We start from the raw sequence: 19,346 nt of genomic DNA, 5'->3' as shown, positions 1-19,346 counted from the left end.
TCCCCACTTTTCAATCAAGTGGGGACGTTCCATATAATAATTGTCGACTAGGTTATAAAAACACCTTACTATGCCAACTATCTTTTAGAGGAATCTCCCAATTTGTAGCCAATTCCTCCCGCGTAGTAACCATATTATTAAAAACAATCGTATTTTGATTGACTTCTCCATCCTCTATTGATTTTTCAAATTCACTACGACTTACCAATTTTATCTCACCCTGGTCTAATGGATTCCGATAAGCAACAGAAAGCCTATCAAACAGCCCTATTCCTAACTCGTCTTCAATTTTTTTTAATAAATGTACAGATTTGTCAATCGAACAGCCCGTAACCATTGCTTTTGACTCATCTACGGTTAACACAATAAACATGTTATATCGGATCTCAAAGGATCCAGCCAATTGATTACCGTGGGCTGTCCATTGGGTTACAAAATCTATCAATATCTCTTCTATTCGCTTCTTTGCAGATAGACTAAAAAATCGATCACTTTGGTAAATCCAGACTCTTTTCATGCTACAAATATAAGGTCTTAATGTACATAATACGGCGAAATCATGATATAAACGATTACTCCGGTTACGGCGACATACAGCCAAAGTGGATAGGTAATACGAGCTAATTTCTTATGTCTCTCATATGCACCTGCAATTCCACGAACGAATGTAATAAGCACAAAAGGTATAACCACAACCGATAATATAATATGGCTAATAAGAATAAAATAATATAAATACTTCATATTACCTTGTCCAAGATACTTCGTTGACTCAGAGGTCATATGGTAGGCTACATACATCAATAAGAAAGCAATCGAACACCCTATGCATAACTTAATCAACCGTTCATGTAACTTTTGATTGCCGCGCTTAATGGCCGTAACAGCAGCTACGAGTAAAACCGCTGTAACCCCGTTAATCGTCGCGTAGATGGGGGGAAGAAAACTCAAAGGTTCTACATCATAACCCATTTTGGGTAGGTTAATTCCAAAAAGAAGTGCAACTGCTACTGGTATAACGATAGATAATACGATAATCCAATTTTTATACTTTTTTTCCTCTTCAGTCATCGCCATGTTGTTTCAATTTTAATTTCGCAGGTCTATTTCTTATTTCCTCTACCATCAATAATTTAATTTCGTCCTCAAGTCTATCTATCTCTCCCTTTAGGCTCGAATCATAAAATCCACGTAGTCTAGATTTCGAATCTAAAAGCACCAACTTGTTACTGATGAGAAACCTTTCGCTGTCGGTAGGGTCGCTCATCGCATCTATCAACAGCGATTTTCGGGCGTATGAGAAGATATCGACAGACGATCCATATAATACATTCCAGTTTTTTGCTATATGGCTTCGATAAGGTGTAATAAATGCGTCGACTGTAAATTTATTATCTTTCGGAGATACCGAAATTGAATACACCTTTACATAAGGATTCTCCTTGAATTTATCAGCAATCTGAAACGCCTTATCCGTAATCAACCTAGAAAACGAGGAATCCTGCGTGTAAAAAAGGTGTACCACAGAAACACAGCTGTCTTGCGCAGGAAACAAAATTGAATTCCCACTTGCATCTAAAAATTTCACGGCCGGCACTGTATGATAGATTGTATCAGGATATTCGCGCCCCCAGTTACGTTTCATCTCTCCACTAAGCGATTTTTCTCCAAAAATGGGCAAAGAAACGTACTGATTTGAGCCAAGTCTATTGACTGCTATATATAAAAATCCTGGCACTAGTAATATTAATGCCAGGATAATTAATTTTGAATTACTTCGTTGAGTTTTATTACTCACTTAGCTCCTCCTCTATAAGTTAACTATGCGGAAAAAGTGGATGTGACTGCAAATGATGTAGTAGGTACTCGCCTTCTATTAACAATAATACTATAAAGTAAACGATAAACAAGAATCCAATACTACAACAAACAATAAATCCAGATTTCTCAAATTTCAAATGCATAAAGTATGCTACAATGTAGAACGCTTTAATCAGCGTAAGTACAATATAAATAGCGTTTAAAACCGGTCCTTTTTCAAGAATACCCCAATGGTGAACAAAACCAAGCGCAATTAAAAACTCCAGTGCGGTTAATGCTAGTAGTATGAAGAATACTCTCCATATTCCTTTTTTATCCATTCCCGCATGTTCGTGATGATCGTGCGCTGACGCTATATTTTCGTTATGGTGTGACATGTCTGCTGTTTAAATTTTAATAAGATAAATCAATTAGATTAAGTAGAAGAACGTAAATACAAATACCCACACTAAATCGACAAAGTGCCAATATAGACCAACTTTCTCCACCATCAAATAGGTTCCGCGCTGCTCAAACGTATTATTTAACGTCATACATAGTATAATAATATTCAATAGTACGCCGATTGACACGTGAAAACCATGGAACCCAGTAATTGTAAAAAACAAATTGGAAAATTGCAGCGCAGCGGTATAAGATATATCTTTCGTAAAATACGGAGACAATGCTTCAACTAACGCATCACCTTCAAGACCAGTACCCGGATTTCTACCAAACCAAAAACCTTGATGATGCAAGTGGGTCCACTCAATAGCTTGACAACCTAAGAAACAAAGACCACCCAAGATAGTCCACAACATCCATTTTACGACCTCTTGTTTTTGATTTCGATGTCCAGCGTCTACAGCCAAAACCATCGTCACAGACGACATAATCAAAATAAAGGTCATAATACCGACAAACACCAGTGGTTGTCCGGATTCGGCGATACCGGGGATAGATTGAAAAATCTTATCTGCGTCAATCCACGTCGGCTGTGCAAACTTTTGCGCGCCGTAATAAAGTAGAAACGCTGAAAAGGTAAATGCATCCGACACCAAGAAAAACCACATCATGATTTTTCCATACTCTAAGTTCCAAGGTGACTTCCCACCATTCCAAGGGCCGTCTTTTACCTTATCTAATTGCGATACAGTTGTTGTACTCATTTTTTACTATTATTGATTCAAAAGTAAGAAAACATAAATATAAATCCATAGAAGATCGAGAAAATGCCAAAAAATAACGGCTAAATTCATGCGGAATTGGTTGTCTTGAAAGGGAACTGCGTTCGTCGCCCCGATAAAACATCTAACCAATACGATCAAACCCGCAACAATATGTGCAAGATGCAGTCCAGTAAATATATAAATAAAGGATTGCGAAGCATTGCTGTTTATAAAGTAGATTTCCCTAGATACTAATACAGTCCATGCATGATATTGCATGCAAAAAAAGGCAACACCTAGCGCGAAAGTGGCAATTAATAGCAATCTCTGCTTCCCCAGCTTTTCAGCTTTTGCCGCCTGATAGGCTAGGTGCAATGTTATACTACTCACAACGATTACTATAGTACTCCAAATAAAAATATTTGGTAAAATAGTTTTAATCCCTTTGTCCACGCCGCTAGCAGTATATACAATAAAACCACTAGATAATGCGGCAAACATCATAAACATTCCAATCATTCCCAGCCAAAGATTAAATTTCTTTGCCTTACGCGATTGAATCACCTCTTCCGTACTGAAGCCCGTCTTTTCCATCTATTTAAAGGGAATAAAATCAAATAATAAAATTAACTGCGTCAACGGTAGATACAAGAAGGACGTAAACATCACCTTTCTTGCAGTTTCATCCGTTTTGTGACGCAAATGTTGGAATCCGTAGTACGTAAACACCAGCCCACCGACCAATGAAGCAATCGTAAACAGTGTACCTCCAAATCCGTAGTACCATGGCAAAAATCCCGCAGGAACCATTATCAGCGCTGAAATAAAAATCATCCAGGCTGAAATCGAATCCTTTTTGGTCGTAGGTAGTAACCTAAAACCGGCATTTTTGTAATCGTCATCAGCTACCCATGCTATCGCCCAAAAATGGGGAAATTGCCAGAAAAACTGAATTAAAAAAAGGACCCACGGTGTTATCACAATAGCGGCTTCACTTACCGCTGTATACTCAAAACCAAAACCCGCAGATTTAAACGCTGCATAATATCCAATCAACGGAGGTAATGCTCCAGGAAATGCTCCGACAAACACAGCTATCGGCGATTTTTGCTTCAACGGTGTATACACAAAAGCGTATAAAATAATCGAAAATACAGATAGCAAGCCGGCTAAAAAGTTCAATCGAACGAGCAACAACGTACCAAACAACCCCATAAATAAACTCAACACTAGCGCCTGACCTGTTGTCATTCGTCCGGTTGGTAATGGACGATCAGCTGTACGTTTCATGAGTCTGTCTAGATCCTTTTCTATGATCTCGTTAAAACCATTCGCAGAGCCTGTAACCAGGAATCCGCCAATAGTTAGAATCAGCCAATTCAACCAAATGACGTTCTCTTGTTGTTTAGCTCCAATCAAAAATGCTATTGAAGCGGAGAAAACCACAGTTAGCGTTAGCCTTAGCTTTACTAATTTATTAAAATCCGAAATGAATTGCTTCATGAATATACTATTCCTTATCTATTATTGAACTTAAAATACGAAAACGCAAATCTCCACATCTTTGCCCAAACTATCGTTTCAATTTTGTCATTAAAAGCATCAAATAATACTGAGCTCCAAAAAACAAACTAGCTACAACCAAATGTGTTGTCTGCGCTGCCGCCGGTACATCAAAACGAGCGAGAATAATACCAGAAAGCATCTGGATTCCAACCAAAATTAGTACTATCCAAGCGTATCTACTTTGTAATGTCAATGAACTAAATTTATTCTTTACTAGGAAAAACATTATCACTGTCAGCCCTAACGCAACATAGGCTAATATACCGTGTACAAAGTAAGCTTCGGGTAAATTAGCGATCCAAAAAGCTCGACTGACCCCTTGATCACTTAGGTGATCAATAGCCTCGCGAACGGCGGTACCATAAATTACTTGAACAATCGTAATTATCAAAGAAACCATCGCAAGCGCCTTTAATATTCCTGAATGTTTGTTGGCCAATATGTCCCAATTCCGTAATGTAGTTGCCAAATAGAACGTATATATACTTATCGCCACTATAATTAAAGCTAAAAGCATATGTATTGTAATTATCCAAGGCATTAAATTCGTTGAAACCACTATCGAACCCAACCAGGCTTGTACAATTACTACAAAAAGATTAAGAACGCTTAACCAGACAATTGTCGGTTTAACCTTTCTATAGGTAAGAGAAAAAATCGCGGTGGCTAATAAACAGAAACCAGTCACTACACCGACTAGTCTGTTGATATATTCAGTCCAAGTTTTAGCTGCGTTGAATTCTTCATGAACCAAAATAGATTCATCATGTCGAATTTTATTTGCCAATTCCGGAAATCCAAAGAAATCAACCATCTTAGCAAAGCGTAAATTTTTCTGTATTCTACCCTTAACATAATGTTCTTCATAGCCCACAGGCAACTGAGAAACATCTGTCGGAGGAATGACACGGTTAAAACACTTCGGCCAATCTGGACAGCCCATGCCTGATCCCGTGCTTCTAACGACCCCTCCTGCCAAAATGACTAGAAATAAAACGACTATTGACAGTCTGTTTATATTTATGAATCGCTTTTCCCCACTTGGATACATGCACCCTCTCCTTTTATCTTACCAAAATACTGTACGGAGAGTAGGTATTACACCTACTCTTCTATAGTTTCTCTATTATTAGCTTTGTTCCATTCGTTCTGAATACGAATTGCATCCTCATTACCTTCAAAATCATGCGCCATGTTAGAGCTCATCGTTTCTGAATGTGGAACGTTTTGCGGAATAAAGTCGCTATCGTGACCTGGCTTACTATAATCATAAGGCCAACGATAAACGGTTGGAATTTCTCCGGGCCAGTTACCATGAATATGCTCTACAGGTGTCGTCCATTCAAGCGTGTTGGAACCCCAAGGATTTTGAGGCGCCTTCTTGCCTTTCCAAATCGAACTAAAGAAGTTCCAAAGGAAAGCAACCTGCGCTAAACCGGCGACAATAGCAGCCCATGTGATTAACAAGTTAACAGAAACCCACTTTTCCATAAATGGAAACGCAGTAAACGAGTAGTAACGACGTGGCACCCCATCGATCCCCATAAAGTGCATTGGAAAAAACACTAAATAGGCTCCAATGAACGTCAACCAAAAATGTAGATAACCTAACTTGGTATCCATCATTCTACCAAACATTTTCGGATACCAGTGGTAAACACCACAAAGCATTCCAAAAATTGATGCAGAACCCATTACAAGGTGAAAGTGAGCAACAACAAAGTATGTATCGTGTAAGTTAATATCTAATGCTGCATTACCTAAGTAGAGACCGGTTAATCCCCCAGAAACAAAGAATGAAACCATCCCAATTGCAAACATCATTGCTGGTGTGAACCGTATATTACCACGCCACAGCGTCGCTATATAATTGAATGCTTTAACCGCCGAAGGCACAGCAATAATCAACGTAGTGATCATAAACACGCCACCTAGAAATGGGTTCATACCAGTAACAAACATATGGTGCCCCCATACAATGAATGAAAGAACTGTGATACCAACCAATGAATAAACCATCGCGTGATAACCGAAAATCGGTTTACGGGAATTAGTAGAAATAACCTCGGAGGTTAACCCCAGTGCCGGCATTACAACGATATAAACCTCTGGGTGACCTAAAAACCAAAATAAATGTTGGAATAAAATTGGAGAGCCACCTTCATTTGGAAGAATCTGTCCTTGAACAACTAGATCTGATAAGTAAAATGACGTACCCACCGAACGGTCGAAAAACAAGAGAACAACCGCTGATACAAGAACTGGAAACGACAACAACCCTACAATCGCTGTTAAAAAGAACGCCCAAATCGTAAGAGGCATTTTCCAAAGATCCATTCCTTTAGTACGCATATTCAAAACGGTACTAATGTAGTTTACACCGCCCATAACCTGAGAGGCAATGAACAAAGTCATACTAATCAACCATAATGTCATCCCTAAGCCAGAACCTGCAATGGAAGTAGGCACCGCTGACAGCGGAGGATAAATCGTCCAACCAGCGGATGCTGGTCCACTTTCAACAAAGAAAGACGCAACCATGATCACGCAGGCAGTAAAGAACAACCAATACGATAACATATTCATAAACGGTGATGCCATATCGCGAGCACCGAGTTGATAGGGAATTAATAAGTTACTAAAGGTACCGGAAAGACCAGCTGTTAATACGAAGAATACCATCATCGTACCATGAATGGTAACTAATGAAAGGAAAAATTCGGGTTTCATCCGACCACCTTCTGCCCACTTTCCTAAGAAAACTTCTAAGATTGGGAAATCCTTATCCGGCCAAGCGAGTTGGATACGGAATAAGATAGAAAGCACCATTGCGAAAACCGCCATCACAATACCTGTGATCAAAAATTGCTTCGCAATCATCTTATGATCCTGACTAAAAATATATTTAGTTAAGAATGTCTCATGATGATGATTGTGTGCATCATGATGCGCTGCGCCGTGCGATATAACTGTACTTGACATATTCTTTTAATAATTTCTTATTTCAATTAATTTAGTGAAGCTGAAGCAAGTTGGCTCGACTCTTGAACCTCTAAGCCCGCAAATTCTTTCTGCAAATCTTCAGTAAAATACTTGTTTTGTGTACTTAACCATTCCTTGTACTCGGCCTCGGTTACAACAACAACTTTCTTCTGCATGTTAAAGTGACCCGAACCACATATCTTATTACACAACATAATAAAATCATATTTCGGATCGTTCATACGCTCACGCATCTCTTCGGTTGTTACAGTCGGTGTAAACTGGAAATAGTTAGTCATTCCTGGTACAGCGTTCATTTGGACACGAAAATCAGGAATATAAAAAGAGTGAATAATATCTTTCGAAATAATATGGAATCTTACCGATTTATTTACTGGTATGACGATGTCCGATGCTTGAATATCATCCCAAGAACTTTGGTCATTAAAATCAATACCATAGGAGTTTGTAGGAGTTGTCAATTTGTAATTACGTTTACCAATTACTCCATCATTGCCCGGATAGCGCACTTGCCATTGGAATTGCTCTCCCATAACCTCAACTTGGATTGCCGACTTTTGAAGATCCTCAGGAACATTAGTAATCGATCTCCAGGTAAAGAAACCAAACAATACTAAAACCGTCAAAACGACAGCGGGCACAATTGTCCAAATTTTTTCAATTGTATCGTTATGCGGGTAGTAAAACGCTTTCGTGTTTGCGCGCATACGATAAATGTACGGGAAACTAAGTAGTAAAATGTGAACCAGCACTAATACAACCGTAATGATTACGGTAGTGATAATAAACATTGTGTCAACACTTTTACCATGTTCGGTTGCGGCATCACGCCACGCCCAACTACCCCATACAGCATACCCATAGTATACGAATGCTAAAAATGCTACAAGGAAAATAATAAAAAGACTGCCTTGAAACTTATTATTACTAAACGGATTGTATCTACCGTTCATCTTACGAGTTAGCTCGTAAACGGATAATACCTTCCCAATTACTGCAACAATAGTACAAATGATCAGAAACAGTAAAACATAATAAGTAAGGTCTTTGTAGACCTGAGGATCAATTTGTTTTACTGGTTCAACAGTCGCTGAACTGGATGACGCCGAAGTAGCAGTCGAACCTGTAGCAACTGTCGTGGCATCCGTCGTCGGAGCCGCCGCGGAATCAACTACAGCTGACGCAGACGAATCTACAACTGCAGTAACCGTAGAATCCTGCGCTAATGAATCTTGCTGAAGAGCAAAACTAGGTGTAGAGAAAAGTAACCCTACGGCTAATAAGCATCCCAACACGGCTTTGAATCTGTTATTAATTTTAAATTTCATTTCTTCTAAAAACGTTTAAACGTAGTATTGCTAATGACTAGAACTTATAACTGATGATGTAAACTCTCATCTAAGAGTGGATGATGCTTAGCACCTAACGGATGCTTGCTCAGTTTACTCATAACTAAGAAAGTGAATAATCCGACAAATCCTAACGCTGTTCCAATCTCTATATAACCAAAACCACGGTGAGTATCTACTGTACCTGGCATTATCATTACATAATAGTCTAACCAATGCCCACACAAAAGTAATATCGAAACAAATAGCATTATGTTAGCTTTACGTTTCGTGTCACGATCGACCAAAAGCAGTAACGGCGCTACGAAATTAAGGATGATATTTAACCAGAACCAAGGTTTATATTCCGGCTCAAATCTTTTGTAGAAGTATACAGTCTCCTCAGGTATGTTCGAATACCAAATCAGAATAAATTGGGCAAACCAAACATATGCCCAAAAAATAGAAAAACCAAACATCAGCTTTCCTAAGTCATGCAAATGATTTTCATTAACCCAGTCGAGGTAACCTGCCTTCTTTACAAGAATAACGATCACTGTAATAGCAGCTAATCCACTTACCCACATTGCGGCGAAATTATACCACCCGAACATTGTCGAGAACCAGTGAGCTTCCAATGACATAACTGTATCGAATGACCAAATCGGTGTTGTAAAACCAAAAATAACCAAAAAGATTGCGGATAATTTAAAGCTCTTCTTATAAGAATTTAGCCCACCTTCCAGATCTTCTTTGTAAGATAGTTTCGCTAAAATAAAAGCGAAAATGCTATATGACCCCATGAAAATGATTTGGCGAATCAAAAATCCAGGCACATTTAAGAAAGAAGATTTCCCAGCAACCAATTTATCGAAATTAGCGCTATTTGGATCAGTAATTCCGTCTGCATTCCAATGGTGATATAAATTATGGCTGGACAACCCTAGTCCAACAATGATAAGCAAAACAATTGACGCGATAGGCAAAATACTGGCCATCGCCTGTGGTATACGAATCAATCCGGCAGACCAGGATGATTGCGTTACAATTTGAAGAGCCACGAAAAAAGCTCCTGCTGCACACACACATGTGAAATAATAACCCATCAATAACAGGTTTGCGTATGTACGTTCAACCATAATATGGTCACTTGACATTAGGCCTATAACAATGGCTATAACGCCTACAGCAATTCCAAGAAGACTAAGTATCTTACCGATACCAGCAAATTGAAATCTTTCGCCGAAATTATAATCGTGATGATGATTGTGAGTTCCCATTTACTATATTGATGTTAGATTATTTTTTTTGTAATTCGTGTACGTACATAACAACCTTCCAACGCTCTTCCGGAGACAATTGAGAAGCATGTGATCCCATCGAGTTGTGACCATAGTAAATCGTGTGATAGATTTTACCATCTGTTAAGTCACTCATTGCTCCTCCTCTAGATGAATTTGCAGCATCCGATTTTTGATACGACGGTGGAGGTGGGAATGTTTCCAATTGACGTGATCCACGTGAATCCTCAACAGAGCGTTCTTTTGTTATTGGTCCATCACCCTTACCTTCTTTTCCATGACAAACGGCACAGTGAGTTTGATATAAAGCGTTACCTTGCGCCACGTTTGCCTCCGTAATAACTAGTGGATTTACTAGTTCACGTCCGGCACGTTCATACTCCTCTATGGAATTCGCGAACTCAAAACGTTCGAACCCGATAGGGTTGGTTCCTGCTGGCGGCAGCTGCGCTGTAATTTTATTTTCAAAGTTATTATTCGGTTGATCCGGGTTGTATGCAATCGGATCGTACATATTTCTGGAGAATTCCCATCCTGTACCGCGTGATTTACCATCGCCACAGCTAGAAACTACTGCCGCCAAAGCGAGGGCAGCGCATACAGATCCAAGAAAATTCTTCTTATTCATAGCTAACATATTTTCTTTCATTGTATTTAACTTCAACAGCACCAGCCTCTTTTAACAAAGAATCGATAAGAGCGTGGTCTGTATTCTCATTCGCATCAACAGCTACAATAAAACGGTCGTCGGATGCTCTTAAATCCATTACACGTGGGGCACGACCGGGAAATAAGTGATTTCTATAGAAAAAGGTAGCGACCATACCCAGCGCACACAATAAAATCGTGACCTCAAATGTAACAGGAACAAAATTCGGTAATGGCATCGAAGGTTTTCCGCCTATGTTCATCGGCCAATCGTATGACATTGTGAAATACAACAAGCTAAAACCTAAGCAAGTTCCTAGTGCACCGAAAATAAATGCTGCAATAGGTAAACGTGACGGTCTAACACCCAATTTTGCTTCAATTCCATGGATAGGCATTGGGGTGAAACAATCATATATGCTGATATTGTTTGCTTGCAATTTATCTATCCCATGCATCATTTCGTCGGGATCAGCAAAACTACCTAATATATATTTTGTATTGCTCATTGCTATTATTTTTGTTTTAATGCGTTAATATCTTCTTTTGATACTGAATCATATTTTTCAAGTGAATTCGCAAAGAATTCCACTTGCTCTGCAGGGAAAGCACCTTCCTGAACCAATTTGGTCTTTTGTTGCAGTGATGATGATTTCAATAATAACTTTACCTCTGCAATGGCTATACCCGGTAAAAAACGTAAGAACAATAAGAATAAAGTAAAAAATAACCCAATTGAACCCACAAAGATACCTACGTCAACCCATGTAGGATAGAACATCGCCCATGAAGATGGTAAGTAATCACGATGTAATGAAGTGACGATGATTACAAAACGTTCAAACCACATCCCAATATTTACTACAATAGATAGTATCCAAGAAATAGGGATACTTGTACGGATTTTTTTGAACCAGAATAACTGTGGCGAAATCACGTTACAAGTCATCATACACCAGTACGCCCACGCGTAGGGACCAGCGATACGATTCTCAAAAGCATACATCTCATATTCAGAACCAGAATACCAAGCGATAAATAGTTCAGTCAAATAAGCAATTCCGACAATCGAACCAGTTACCATGATAATCTTATTCATCGATTCGATATGGAACATCGTAATGTAATCTTCAAAATTCATCACCTTACGCAGGATTAGCAATAGCGTTTGTACCATCGCGAACCCAGAAAAAATTGCCCCTGCCACGAAATACGGCGGAAAGATAGTAGTATGCCACCCAGGAATAACTGAGGTTGCAAAGTCCATAGATACAATCGTGTGAACCGAAAGTACTAATGGTGTCGAAATACCTGCCAATATTAGAGAGACAATCTCAAAACGTTGCCAAGTTTTTACAGAGCCATTCCATCCGAAAGACAATATGCTATAAACTTTTTGTTTCAACCCCGTGGCGCGGTCACGTACTGACGCGATATCCGGCAACAATCCACAATACCAAAAAACTAAAGACACTGTAAAGTACGTAGAGATAGCGAAAGCATCCCAAACTAATGGAGAATTGAAGTTTACCCATAATGATCCAAATTGGTTCGGCAACGGGAAAATCCAATAAGCTAACCATGGCCGACCCATATGGGCAACTACATAAGTAGCGGCACAAATAACGGCAAAAATAGTCATTGCTTCTGCCGAGCGGTTAATAGAATTACGCCAGTTTTGGCGGAAGATTAGAAGTACGGCTGAGATCAACGTTCCGGCGTGACCGATACCTACCCACCATACAAAGTCAGTGATATCCCAAGCCCAACCAACTGTTTTGTTTAGGCCCCAGGCGCCGATACCTGTCCAAAAGGTATATCCAACACTGACAACCCAAAGCATAGCACCCAATGCCGCTACTGTGAATCCAATCCACCAAGCTTTGTTAGGTTTATTTTCAACCGGTAATAAGATATCATCTGTTACTTTAGCATAAGTGATATTCTTGCCGGTTACTAAAGGTTCTCTTAATATTGATTCGTTATGCGATGACATAGTTTTTTAATTTCAAATTAGAGTAAAATTTACGCTTCAAATGTGTTTCTAACTTTCGTCATGTAACCCACGTTCGGTTGAACGTTGATTTCTTCTAACACATAATAAACACGTTCGTTACGTAAGGCTTTTGAAACCTCTGATTCTGGATCGTTTACATCTCCAAAGATAATCGCGTTCGCAGAACAAGCTTGTTGACAAGCCATCTGAACATCACCATCTTTTAATTTACGATTTTCAACTTTAGCTTGTAATTTACCAGCTTGTATACGTTGAATACACATAGAGCATTTTTCCATAACACCACGTGAACGCGTAGTTACATCAGGATTAAGTACTAACTGTGTAAATTCGTTATTCAAGTAATTATCAAAACGGGAATCATTCCAATAATTAAACCAGTTAAAACGACGAACTTTATACGGACAGTTGTTTGCACAGTAACGAGTACCAAAACAACGGTTATAAGCCATATGATTCAAGCCCTCTGAGGAATGCACCGTTGCTAAAACAGGACAAACTGTTTCACAAGGAGCGTGATCACAGTGTTGGCATAACATTGGTTGGTGAACAACCGTGACATCCTCGTAATCGTATTCGTTAGCTTTCGCAATCTCTTTCTCTTTCGTTAACTTACCTTCCGAAGTTTCCAAAGTATAATAGCGGTCAATACGCAACCAATGCATCTCACGACGGCGACGAACTTCGTCACGTCCGACAACAGGAACATTATTCTCTACGCTACAAGCAACAATACACGAGCCGCACCCAGTACAGGCATTGAGATCGATAGCCATAACCCATTTGTGACCAGGAGACTCAAACTTATTCCATAAATCGTATGTTTTATGTGTATCCGAGAAGCGACCAGATTCTGAATTTGGATCTTTTAGATATTTCGCAAATGTTGTCTCACGGACAATGTTACGTCCTTCAATTGTGTGATGCGTCTGCGTTTGCGCCAGTTGGTATGTGCCACTTACCTTAGTAACAGTAGCTTTACTCTCAAATTGTTTAGAACCATTTACCAAACGAGCGAATGGAAACGCATTCTGTCCCACATCGTTCCCAGCTTTACCTACCTTTGTACGCCCGTAACCTAATGCAATAGAAACAGTTCCTAATGCTTGGCCAGGTTGCAAAAGCACCGGAAGCTCAATTGAGTAACCATTTGCTTCTACTTTTACTCGCCCATCTTCACCTAAACCCAACTCTTCAGCAAATCGAGGATTTATTGCTGCATAGTTGTCCCAGGTTACCTTAGAAACCGGATCAGGAAGCTCTTGAAGGAAAGCATTATTTGCATAACGTCCATCGCGAAGACCGGTTGACTCATATAATTTCAACTCAACATCGCCAGAGACCGCTTTCGCTGCAGACACAATCGCACCTGAAACAGCATTTACGTCGACATTCGCTGAGTATGCTGAACCTGAATTGGTGCCTTTATATACAAAACCACTCTGCAAAACATCATTCCAAGTTTTACCGGTTCCTGCTAAGATATTAGCTTCCCAGTTTCCTTTAACAAATTCGTATATGTTAGTGGTATTTCCAGTCCAAACAAGCAAGCTCTGCTCTGCCTGGCGGGTGTTGAATACTGGGTTGATTGTAGGCTGAACTATTGTATAGAAACCTTCTTTCGAAGAAGAATCACCCCACGACTCTAAAAAGGACGAAGTTGGTGCAATTGCTTTAAGAGTCGACGCCGTTTCATCCGCACGGTCTGAGAAGGAAAGAGTAAAATCAACTTTCGCTAAAGCGTTCGTTACATCTTCTGACTTGATGTAATCGTATAAGGGATTTGTATTTAAGAAAAATGCAACTCCTACTTGACCTGCACTAGCATTCGCCAAGAACTGTTGGAAATCAGTATCCGAACCTTGATATTGCTTTGAAAAATTATCTAAATCAATAATTGAACCGTAAGCACCAAGGGAACTGTTGATCGCATTTACTAATAATTGAACATTAACGTCATTAGAACCAGCAACTACAAGTGCATTTCCTCTATTACCCGTTAATTCCTTTGCCGCCAGAGTAATCGCTGTTTGTGCTTTCTTATTTGAAACTCCTCCCGAAACAGATTGCCCCGTGATGGCGTTAAATAATGAAATCAATACAGCTCCTTCTTCCGAAGGTTTAATAGCGATACGCACGTCAGCATTAGAACCGGTCATACTTAAACCTGACTCAAATTGTATATGACGTGACATTTTACCACTTTTCAGCGATTTACTGTCTCGATTTTTAATGTAATCTTGTGTATGTTCCTCGCCTGACAACCAAGTTCCTAAAAAATCTGCTGCTACAGAAACAACGACACTAGCTTGGTCAAAATGATAAGAAGGAACTACCGCCTTGCCGAAACTCGACTTATTTGCCTCAATAATACCGCTATAAGATACTGCATCTACTTGTATATGATTTGCAGTTGGGTATTTCGATTTAAAAAGTGCTATCGCCGCAAGTAATGACGGGCTGTTCACTGTATTCGAAACGATAGATATTTGCTTACCCGCTCCAGCTGCCTTGTTTAAAGCCGCAACAACCGTACTGTCCAGTTTCGACCACTCAACATCTTTCCCACCAATTTGAGGATTTTGCAACTTAGACATATCATATAAGTCTAAGACTGCGGCCGATGTTGTTGCGTCAGTTCCCTGTGATAACCCTATAGAATTAGGGTTGGCTGTAATTGAAATCGGACGACCCTCACGCGTACGAACTAAAACACTCTGACCATTAAAGGAAGAAGCATAAAAATTCGGCACACCTGGTGTTATTTCCTCTGGTTTGATAACGTAAGGGACTGCTTTATGTATCGGCGTGCGATTACAAGCCGCTAATGTTACAGCGCCTAAACCGAATCCCAAAGCTTTCAAGAAGTCACGACGAGGTGTCTTCGTGTTTAAGCCTGCTTCATTTAAGACATCTTCTACAGGAATAGGCTCGGCAAACTCACCTTTGCTTTTTTCTACGAAAGCAGGCGTTTGTTGCAATTCTTCCAAACCTTTCCAATATTTTTTATTGCTATCCATTTAAGCTATATATAAGATTGCGTATTCCTAAATTAATTATTAATAGTGACATTTACCACACTCCAGACCACCGATCATGGCTGCAGTCATCTTTTCACCTTTCTTAAGTTTCTCGTGTGCTTGGATCAATTGATCGTAATAAGCATTATCCGAATTAACTTCAGTTGTCTTGTGACAATCAACACACCATTTCATAGTAAGAGGTGAGTATTGATAAATTTCTTCCATCGTCTCAACCGGACCGTGACAAGTTTGACATTCAACTCCCGCTACGACAACGTGTTGTGAGTGGTTAAAATAAGCAAAGTCAGGCAAATTATGAACTCTAACCCATTCGATAGGCTTAGGGGCGTCTCCGTAGGTGCGTGTTTCTGGATCAAAATCAACCGCCTTATAAATTTTAGCGATTTCTGGAGAAATCTCCCCATCGTAATGGTCCGAAGCAGTTACCGTATTGTGACAGTTCATACAAACGTTCGCAGACGGAATGGACGCATTCTTAGATTTATACGCTCCTCCATGACAATATTGACAATCAATTTGATTTGCACCAGCATGAATTTGATGAGAGAATTTTATCGGCTGTACAGGTTCGTAACCTTGGTGAACACCAACGTTCCACAGTGTGTTCCATCCAGCGAAGGACAACAAAACGACCAATAACAACACCGTAAAACCAACCAGTTTTTTGTTCTTTACAAATGCTTTAGCAAATTTTGCTAAACGATTTTCTTGATAATCGGCATTTGCAGCCTCCGCGGCTTCAATTGCAGCTTGGTTGTTTACTATTACATTCTCTAAAGAACGAATAACTCGGTTTAATACAACAATAATCGCGATAGCTAATACTACAATAGCTATTAAACCGACAATCATCAAAGTGTTTGCGCCTTCAGACTTAGCAGCTCCTCCAGCGGCTCCAGCACCTTCAGCTGGACCAGCAGCAGCTTTTGCTTCCTCGTCTTTTACATACGCAATGATGTTTTTAACTTGATCTTCGGACAAATCCGTAAAGGATGTCATCACAAGTTTATTATTCTCTTCGAATAATCTGACAGCAGTTTCGTCTCCCGCAGCAATCATTGCTTGCGAATTGTGGATCCAACTAACTAGCCATTCTTCAGAGTGTCTTTCCGACATTCCAGCTAACGCCGGCCCGACCAACTTCTTAGACACCGCATGACACGTTGTACATTTAGACTTAAAGAGCGTTTGCCCCTCTTTAATATCCTGCGCGTGCGCCATAGTAACGGCAAACAACAACATCAAACTGATTGACATCGTCTTTGCAAGTTTTCCCAAAACAGATGAGACATTTCTCATATTTAGCACTTTATACTTTTTATTTGTGATATAAAACATTTAAAACACGTCGTTCAAACGGTCTAATCCCTTCAAACAATGCACAAAAGTATAACTATTTAAGCAATCCCTGACAATTTAATGACTCAAATTATCAATTTAAAACCATTCTAAATAACTTGCTTAAAACTGCATTAAAACACCTTTTTACAGGACAATTAAGAGAAGAAATTAGATAAAAAATGGTATTATTTACCTGCAATTTCTTGACAAACAATCTACAAAGAATTTAAAAATAATTCCGAACTTAGTAAGCATGTATAAATACTACATTATTGGTGTCATTGCTCTTTATGTTTTCATGTCCTGTCAATACCCGCACACCAGTGGAGCCAACACAATTTCAAACACACAACAACTAGAGATGAGTGATACAACGAGATACAATAAACTTACACCAGAAGAAGAGTACATAATTGTACACAAGGGCACCGAACGACCATTTACTGGGGAGTTACTGGAAAATAAATCCGAAGGCACATACGTTTGTAAGCGATGTGACGCTCCACTCTATAACTCTAGTGCCAAATTCGAGTCGCACTGTGGCTGGCCAAGTTTCGACGACGAGATTGCAGGCGCTGTACGTCATGAAGTAGACGCTGATGGCAGACGTGAGGAGATTCTATGCGCGAAATGCGGAGGACACCTTGGGCATGTCTTCGAAGGCGAACGATTTACGAAAAAAAATACGCGCCATTGTGTAAATTCGCTCTCAATGAAATTTATACCATCAACTAAATAGACGATTCCCTAACAATAAGACTACAAGGAATAGTAAGCTGACGAACCTCTTTCAATTTCCCTTCGATTTCGGATATTAGTGTCGAAATCAACTCCTTAGTTAAACGTTCGATATCTTGAGATACGACAGAAATTGAAGGATCATGCAGCTTAAACAAAGTATGTTCATCAAAAGCAACCATTTTCGGCAACGGAATCTTATTCTCTTTAAGCGCTTTTAAACCGTCGACTGCTAAATAATTCGTCGCGAACAAAACTGCATCCAAATTATTGTCGACAACAAATTCTAAAATTTGCGCTTTAGATTCCTCATCTGGACTATCTAGATCCAACTTTTTTACAAAAGACTGCGTACGAAACTCATCCATAGCCTCCATATAACCATCAAGGCGATCTCTCATTTGTGTTTGGTTAGAGTATAATGAGATCAATCCCACCCTTTTATTTTTAGCTTCCAGCAAATGTTTTGTAGCGTCATAAGCACCACGCTTATTGTCCGACACAACATAATTAGTTTCCACATTCGGCATAAATCTGTCAAACAAGACTAACGGGGTATTATTTTGTTTAATATTCTGGATTGTAGATTCTAATCCCTCGGACGGGGTAATAATAAAGCCGTCCACTTGTCGATCCATAAAGAGCTGAATCAACTCTTTGGCCTTCAATTCGTCATTATCCATACTACAATAGATTATATGATAACCAGCTTCGTAGGCTTGCCTCTCGATATATTTAGCAACATTAGAAAAAAAAGGGTTCGCAATATCTTCGACCAACAAACCTAATATCTTAGTTTGGCCTGTTCTTAAACTTTTTGCAAGCTGATTGGGCTTGTAACCAACTTTCTTTACATAATCTAAAACCCGTTTGGTTAACGCGTCACTTATCCGTTTTTCTTTTGCCTTATCATTTAAAATAAAGGAAACCGTTGTCACTGAAATGCCTAATGCTTTTGCGATATCGCTAATTAATACTCGTTTTTTCATACCCAATGCTAAAAAAAGCAATCTACTAAATATATTTAGCAGACTGACACTTTTGTCAACATTTTTTTACTAAAATAATACCCTATTTACTTCGGATAAAACCCATTTTTGAGATAAACGCAGCAAAAAAAGCAAGGTAATTGTTTTAGCAACTAACTGGATAACGCAAAAAAAATTTAGCATATCGATTCAAAATTCAGCTTACCGAAAGAAAAGGTCAATACGTCAGTACTCACAATAGGTACAATTATTGATTATATCAAAATTAGGAGGGAACATAAATGAGCGATTTCAACAATATCAATATCCAAGACCTTTCAGATAACGAAGGCAATAACAAAGAAGACTTCTACGAGACCTTTCGTGAGAAACTAAACACTGTGGAACAATTTCCAACAATCT

Annotated in this window: 18 protein-coding genes; 1 reads left to right on the top strand and 17 read right to left on the bottom strand. The window is 39.3% G+C overall.

Annotation, left to right across the window (positions count from 1 at the left end; genetic code table 11):
• Positions 1–52 precede the first annotated feature (52 nt).
• From HP439_RS00090 to HP439_RS00015, 16 genes are all read right to left on the bottom strand, one after another.
• Positions 53–517, bottom strand: a complete 465-nt coding sequence (locus tag HP439_RS00090; protein WP_172388291.1) for an ABC transporter ATPase — start codon at positions 515–517, stop codon at positions 53–55.
• Between the two features lie 17 nt (positions 518–534).
• Positions 535–1,077, bottom strand: coding sequence for a DUF420 domain-containing protein (locus tag HP439_RS00085; RefSeq protein ID WP_172388290.1), 543 nt, complete (start codon positions 1,075–1,077; stop codon positions 535–537).
• Positions 1,064–1,645 (bottom strand): SCO family protein, encoded by a 582-nt coding sequence (locus tag HP439_RS00080; protein WP_246229100.1) that lies wholly within the window; start codon positions 1,643–1,645, stop codon positions 1,064–1,066. The genes HP439_RS00085 and HP439_RS00080 overlap by 14 nt, the downstream gene beginning before the upstream one ends.
• Before the next feature lie 172 nt (positions 1,646–1,817).
• A complete protein-coding gene (locus HP439_RS00075; protein ID WP_172388288.1) occupies positions 1,818–2,198 on the bottom strand; it encodes a cytochrome C oxidase subunit IV family protein in 381 nt (126 codons plus the stop codon).
• A 33-nt stretch (positions 2,199–2,231) separates the two neighbouring features.
• Positions 2,232–2,969, bottom strand: a complete 738-nt coding sequence (locus tag HP439_RS00070) for a cytochrome c oxidase subunit 3 (RefSeq protein WP_172388287.1) — start codon at positions 2,967–2,969, stop codon at positions 2,232–2,234.
• Between the two features lie 9 nt (positions 2,970–2,978).
• The gene (locus tag HP439_RS00065; RefSeq protein WP_172388286.1) at positions 2,979–3,563 is read right to left on the bottom strand and encodes a cytochrome c oxidase subunit 3; all 585 of its coding nucleotides are present in this window, start codon (positions 3,561–3,563) and stop codon (positions 2,979–2,981) included.
• Positions 3,564–4,472, bottom strand: coding sequence for a heme o synthase (cyoE, locus tag HP439_RS00060; RefSeq protein WP_172388285.1), 909 nt, complete (start codon positions 4,470–4,472; stop codon positions 3,564–3,566).
• 70 nt (positions 4,473–4,542) lie between these two features.
• Positions 4,543–5,586: a COX15/CtaA family protein gene (locus HP439_RS00055; protein WP_172388284.1), complete on the bottom strand. Its 1,044-nt coding sequence runs from the start codon at positions 5,584–5,586 to the stop codon at positions 4,543–4,545.
• A 53-nt stretch (positions 5,587–5,639) separates the two neighbouring features.
• Complete coding sequence (locus HP439_RS00050; protein WP_172388283.1) at positions 5,640–7,517, bottom strand: cytochrome c oxidase subunit I; 1,878 nt, start codon at positions 7,515–7,517, stop codon at positions 5,640–5,642.
• 26 nt (positions 7,518–7,543) lie between these two features.
• The gene (locus tag HP439_RS00045; RefSeq protein WP_246229097.1) at positions 7,544–8,866 is read right to left on the bottom strand and encodes a cytochrome c oxidase subunit II; all 1,323 of its coding nucleotides are present in this window, start codon (positions 8,864–8,866) and stop codon (positions 7,544–7,546) included.
• Positions 8,867–8,910: 44 nt separating this feature from the next.
• On the bottom strand, positions 8,911–10,146 hold the full coding sequence (locus tag HP439_RS00040) for a quinol:cytochrome C oxidoreductase (protein WP_172388282.1): 1,236 nt from the start codon (positions 10,144–10,146) through the stop codon (positions 8,911–8,913).
• A 19-nt stretch (positions 10,147–10,165) separates the two neighbouring features.
• Entirely contained in the window at positions 10,166–10,795 is a 630-nt protein-coding gene (locus tag HP439_RS00035) for a c-type cytochrome (protein WP_343043488.1), read from the bottom strand.
• Entirely contained in the window at positions 10,788–11,324 is a 537-nt protein-coding gene (locus HP439_RS00030; RefSeq protein WP_172388280.1) for a DUF3341 domain-containing protein, read from the bottom strand. The genes HP439_RS00035 and HP439_RS00030 overlap by 8 nt, the downstream gene beginning before the upstream one ends.
• Positions 11,325–11,329: 5 nt before the next feature.
• Positions 11,330–12,811, bottom strand: a complete 1,482-nt coding sequence (nrfD, locus tag HP439_RS00025) for an NrfD/PsrC family molybdoenzyme membrane anchor subunit (protein ID WP_172388279.1) — start codon at positions 12,809–12,811, stop codon at positions 11,330–11,332.
• A 29-nt stretch (positions 12,812–12,840) separates the two neighbouring features.
• Positions 12,841–15,852, bottom strand: a complete 3,012-nt coding sequence (locus HP439_RS00020) for a TAT-variant-translocated molybdopterin oxidoreductase (RefSeq protein WP_172388278.1) — start codon at positions 15,850–15,852, stop codon at positions 12,841–12,843.
• Between the two features lie 39 nt (positions 15,853–15,891).
• The gene (locus HP439_RS00015; protein WP_172388277.1) at positions 15,892–17,175 is read right to left on the bottom strand and encodes a cytochrome c3 family protein; all 1,284 of its coding nucleotides are present in this window, start codon (positions 17,173–17,175) and stop codon (positions 15,892–15,894) included.
• Between the two features lie 340 nt (positions 17,176–17,515).
• Here HP439_RS00015 and HP439_RS00010 point away from each other — a divergent pair, with 340 nt between their 5' ends.
• Positions 17,516–17,956, top strand: coding sequence for a methionine-R-sulfoxide reductase (locus tag HP439_RS00010; protein WP_172388353.1), 441 nt, complete (start codon positions 17,516–17,518; stop codon positions 17,954–17,956).
• On the opposite strand, the gene HP439_RS00005 is transcribed toward HP439_RS00010, so the two are convergent.
• On the bottom strand, positions 17,949–18,944 hold the full coding sequence (locus tag HP439_RS00005; RefSeq protein WP_172388276.1) for a LacI family DNA-binding transcriptional regulator: 996 nt from the start codon (positions 18,942–18,944) through the stop codon (positions 17,949–17,951). The genes HP439_RS00010 and HP439_RS00005 overlap by 8 nt on opposite strands.
• Between the last annotated feature and the right edge of the window lie 402 nt (positions 18,945–19,346).

It is taken from the genome of Sphingobacterium shayense (assembly GCF_013179575.1).
GTDB lineage: Bacteria > Bacteroidota > Bacteroidia > Sphingobacteriales > Sphingobacteriaceae > Sphingobacterium > Sphingobacterium shayense.
This window is presented reverse-complemented; position numbering and strand designations above follow the sequence as displayed.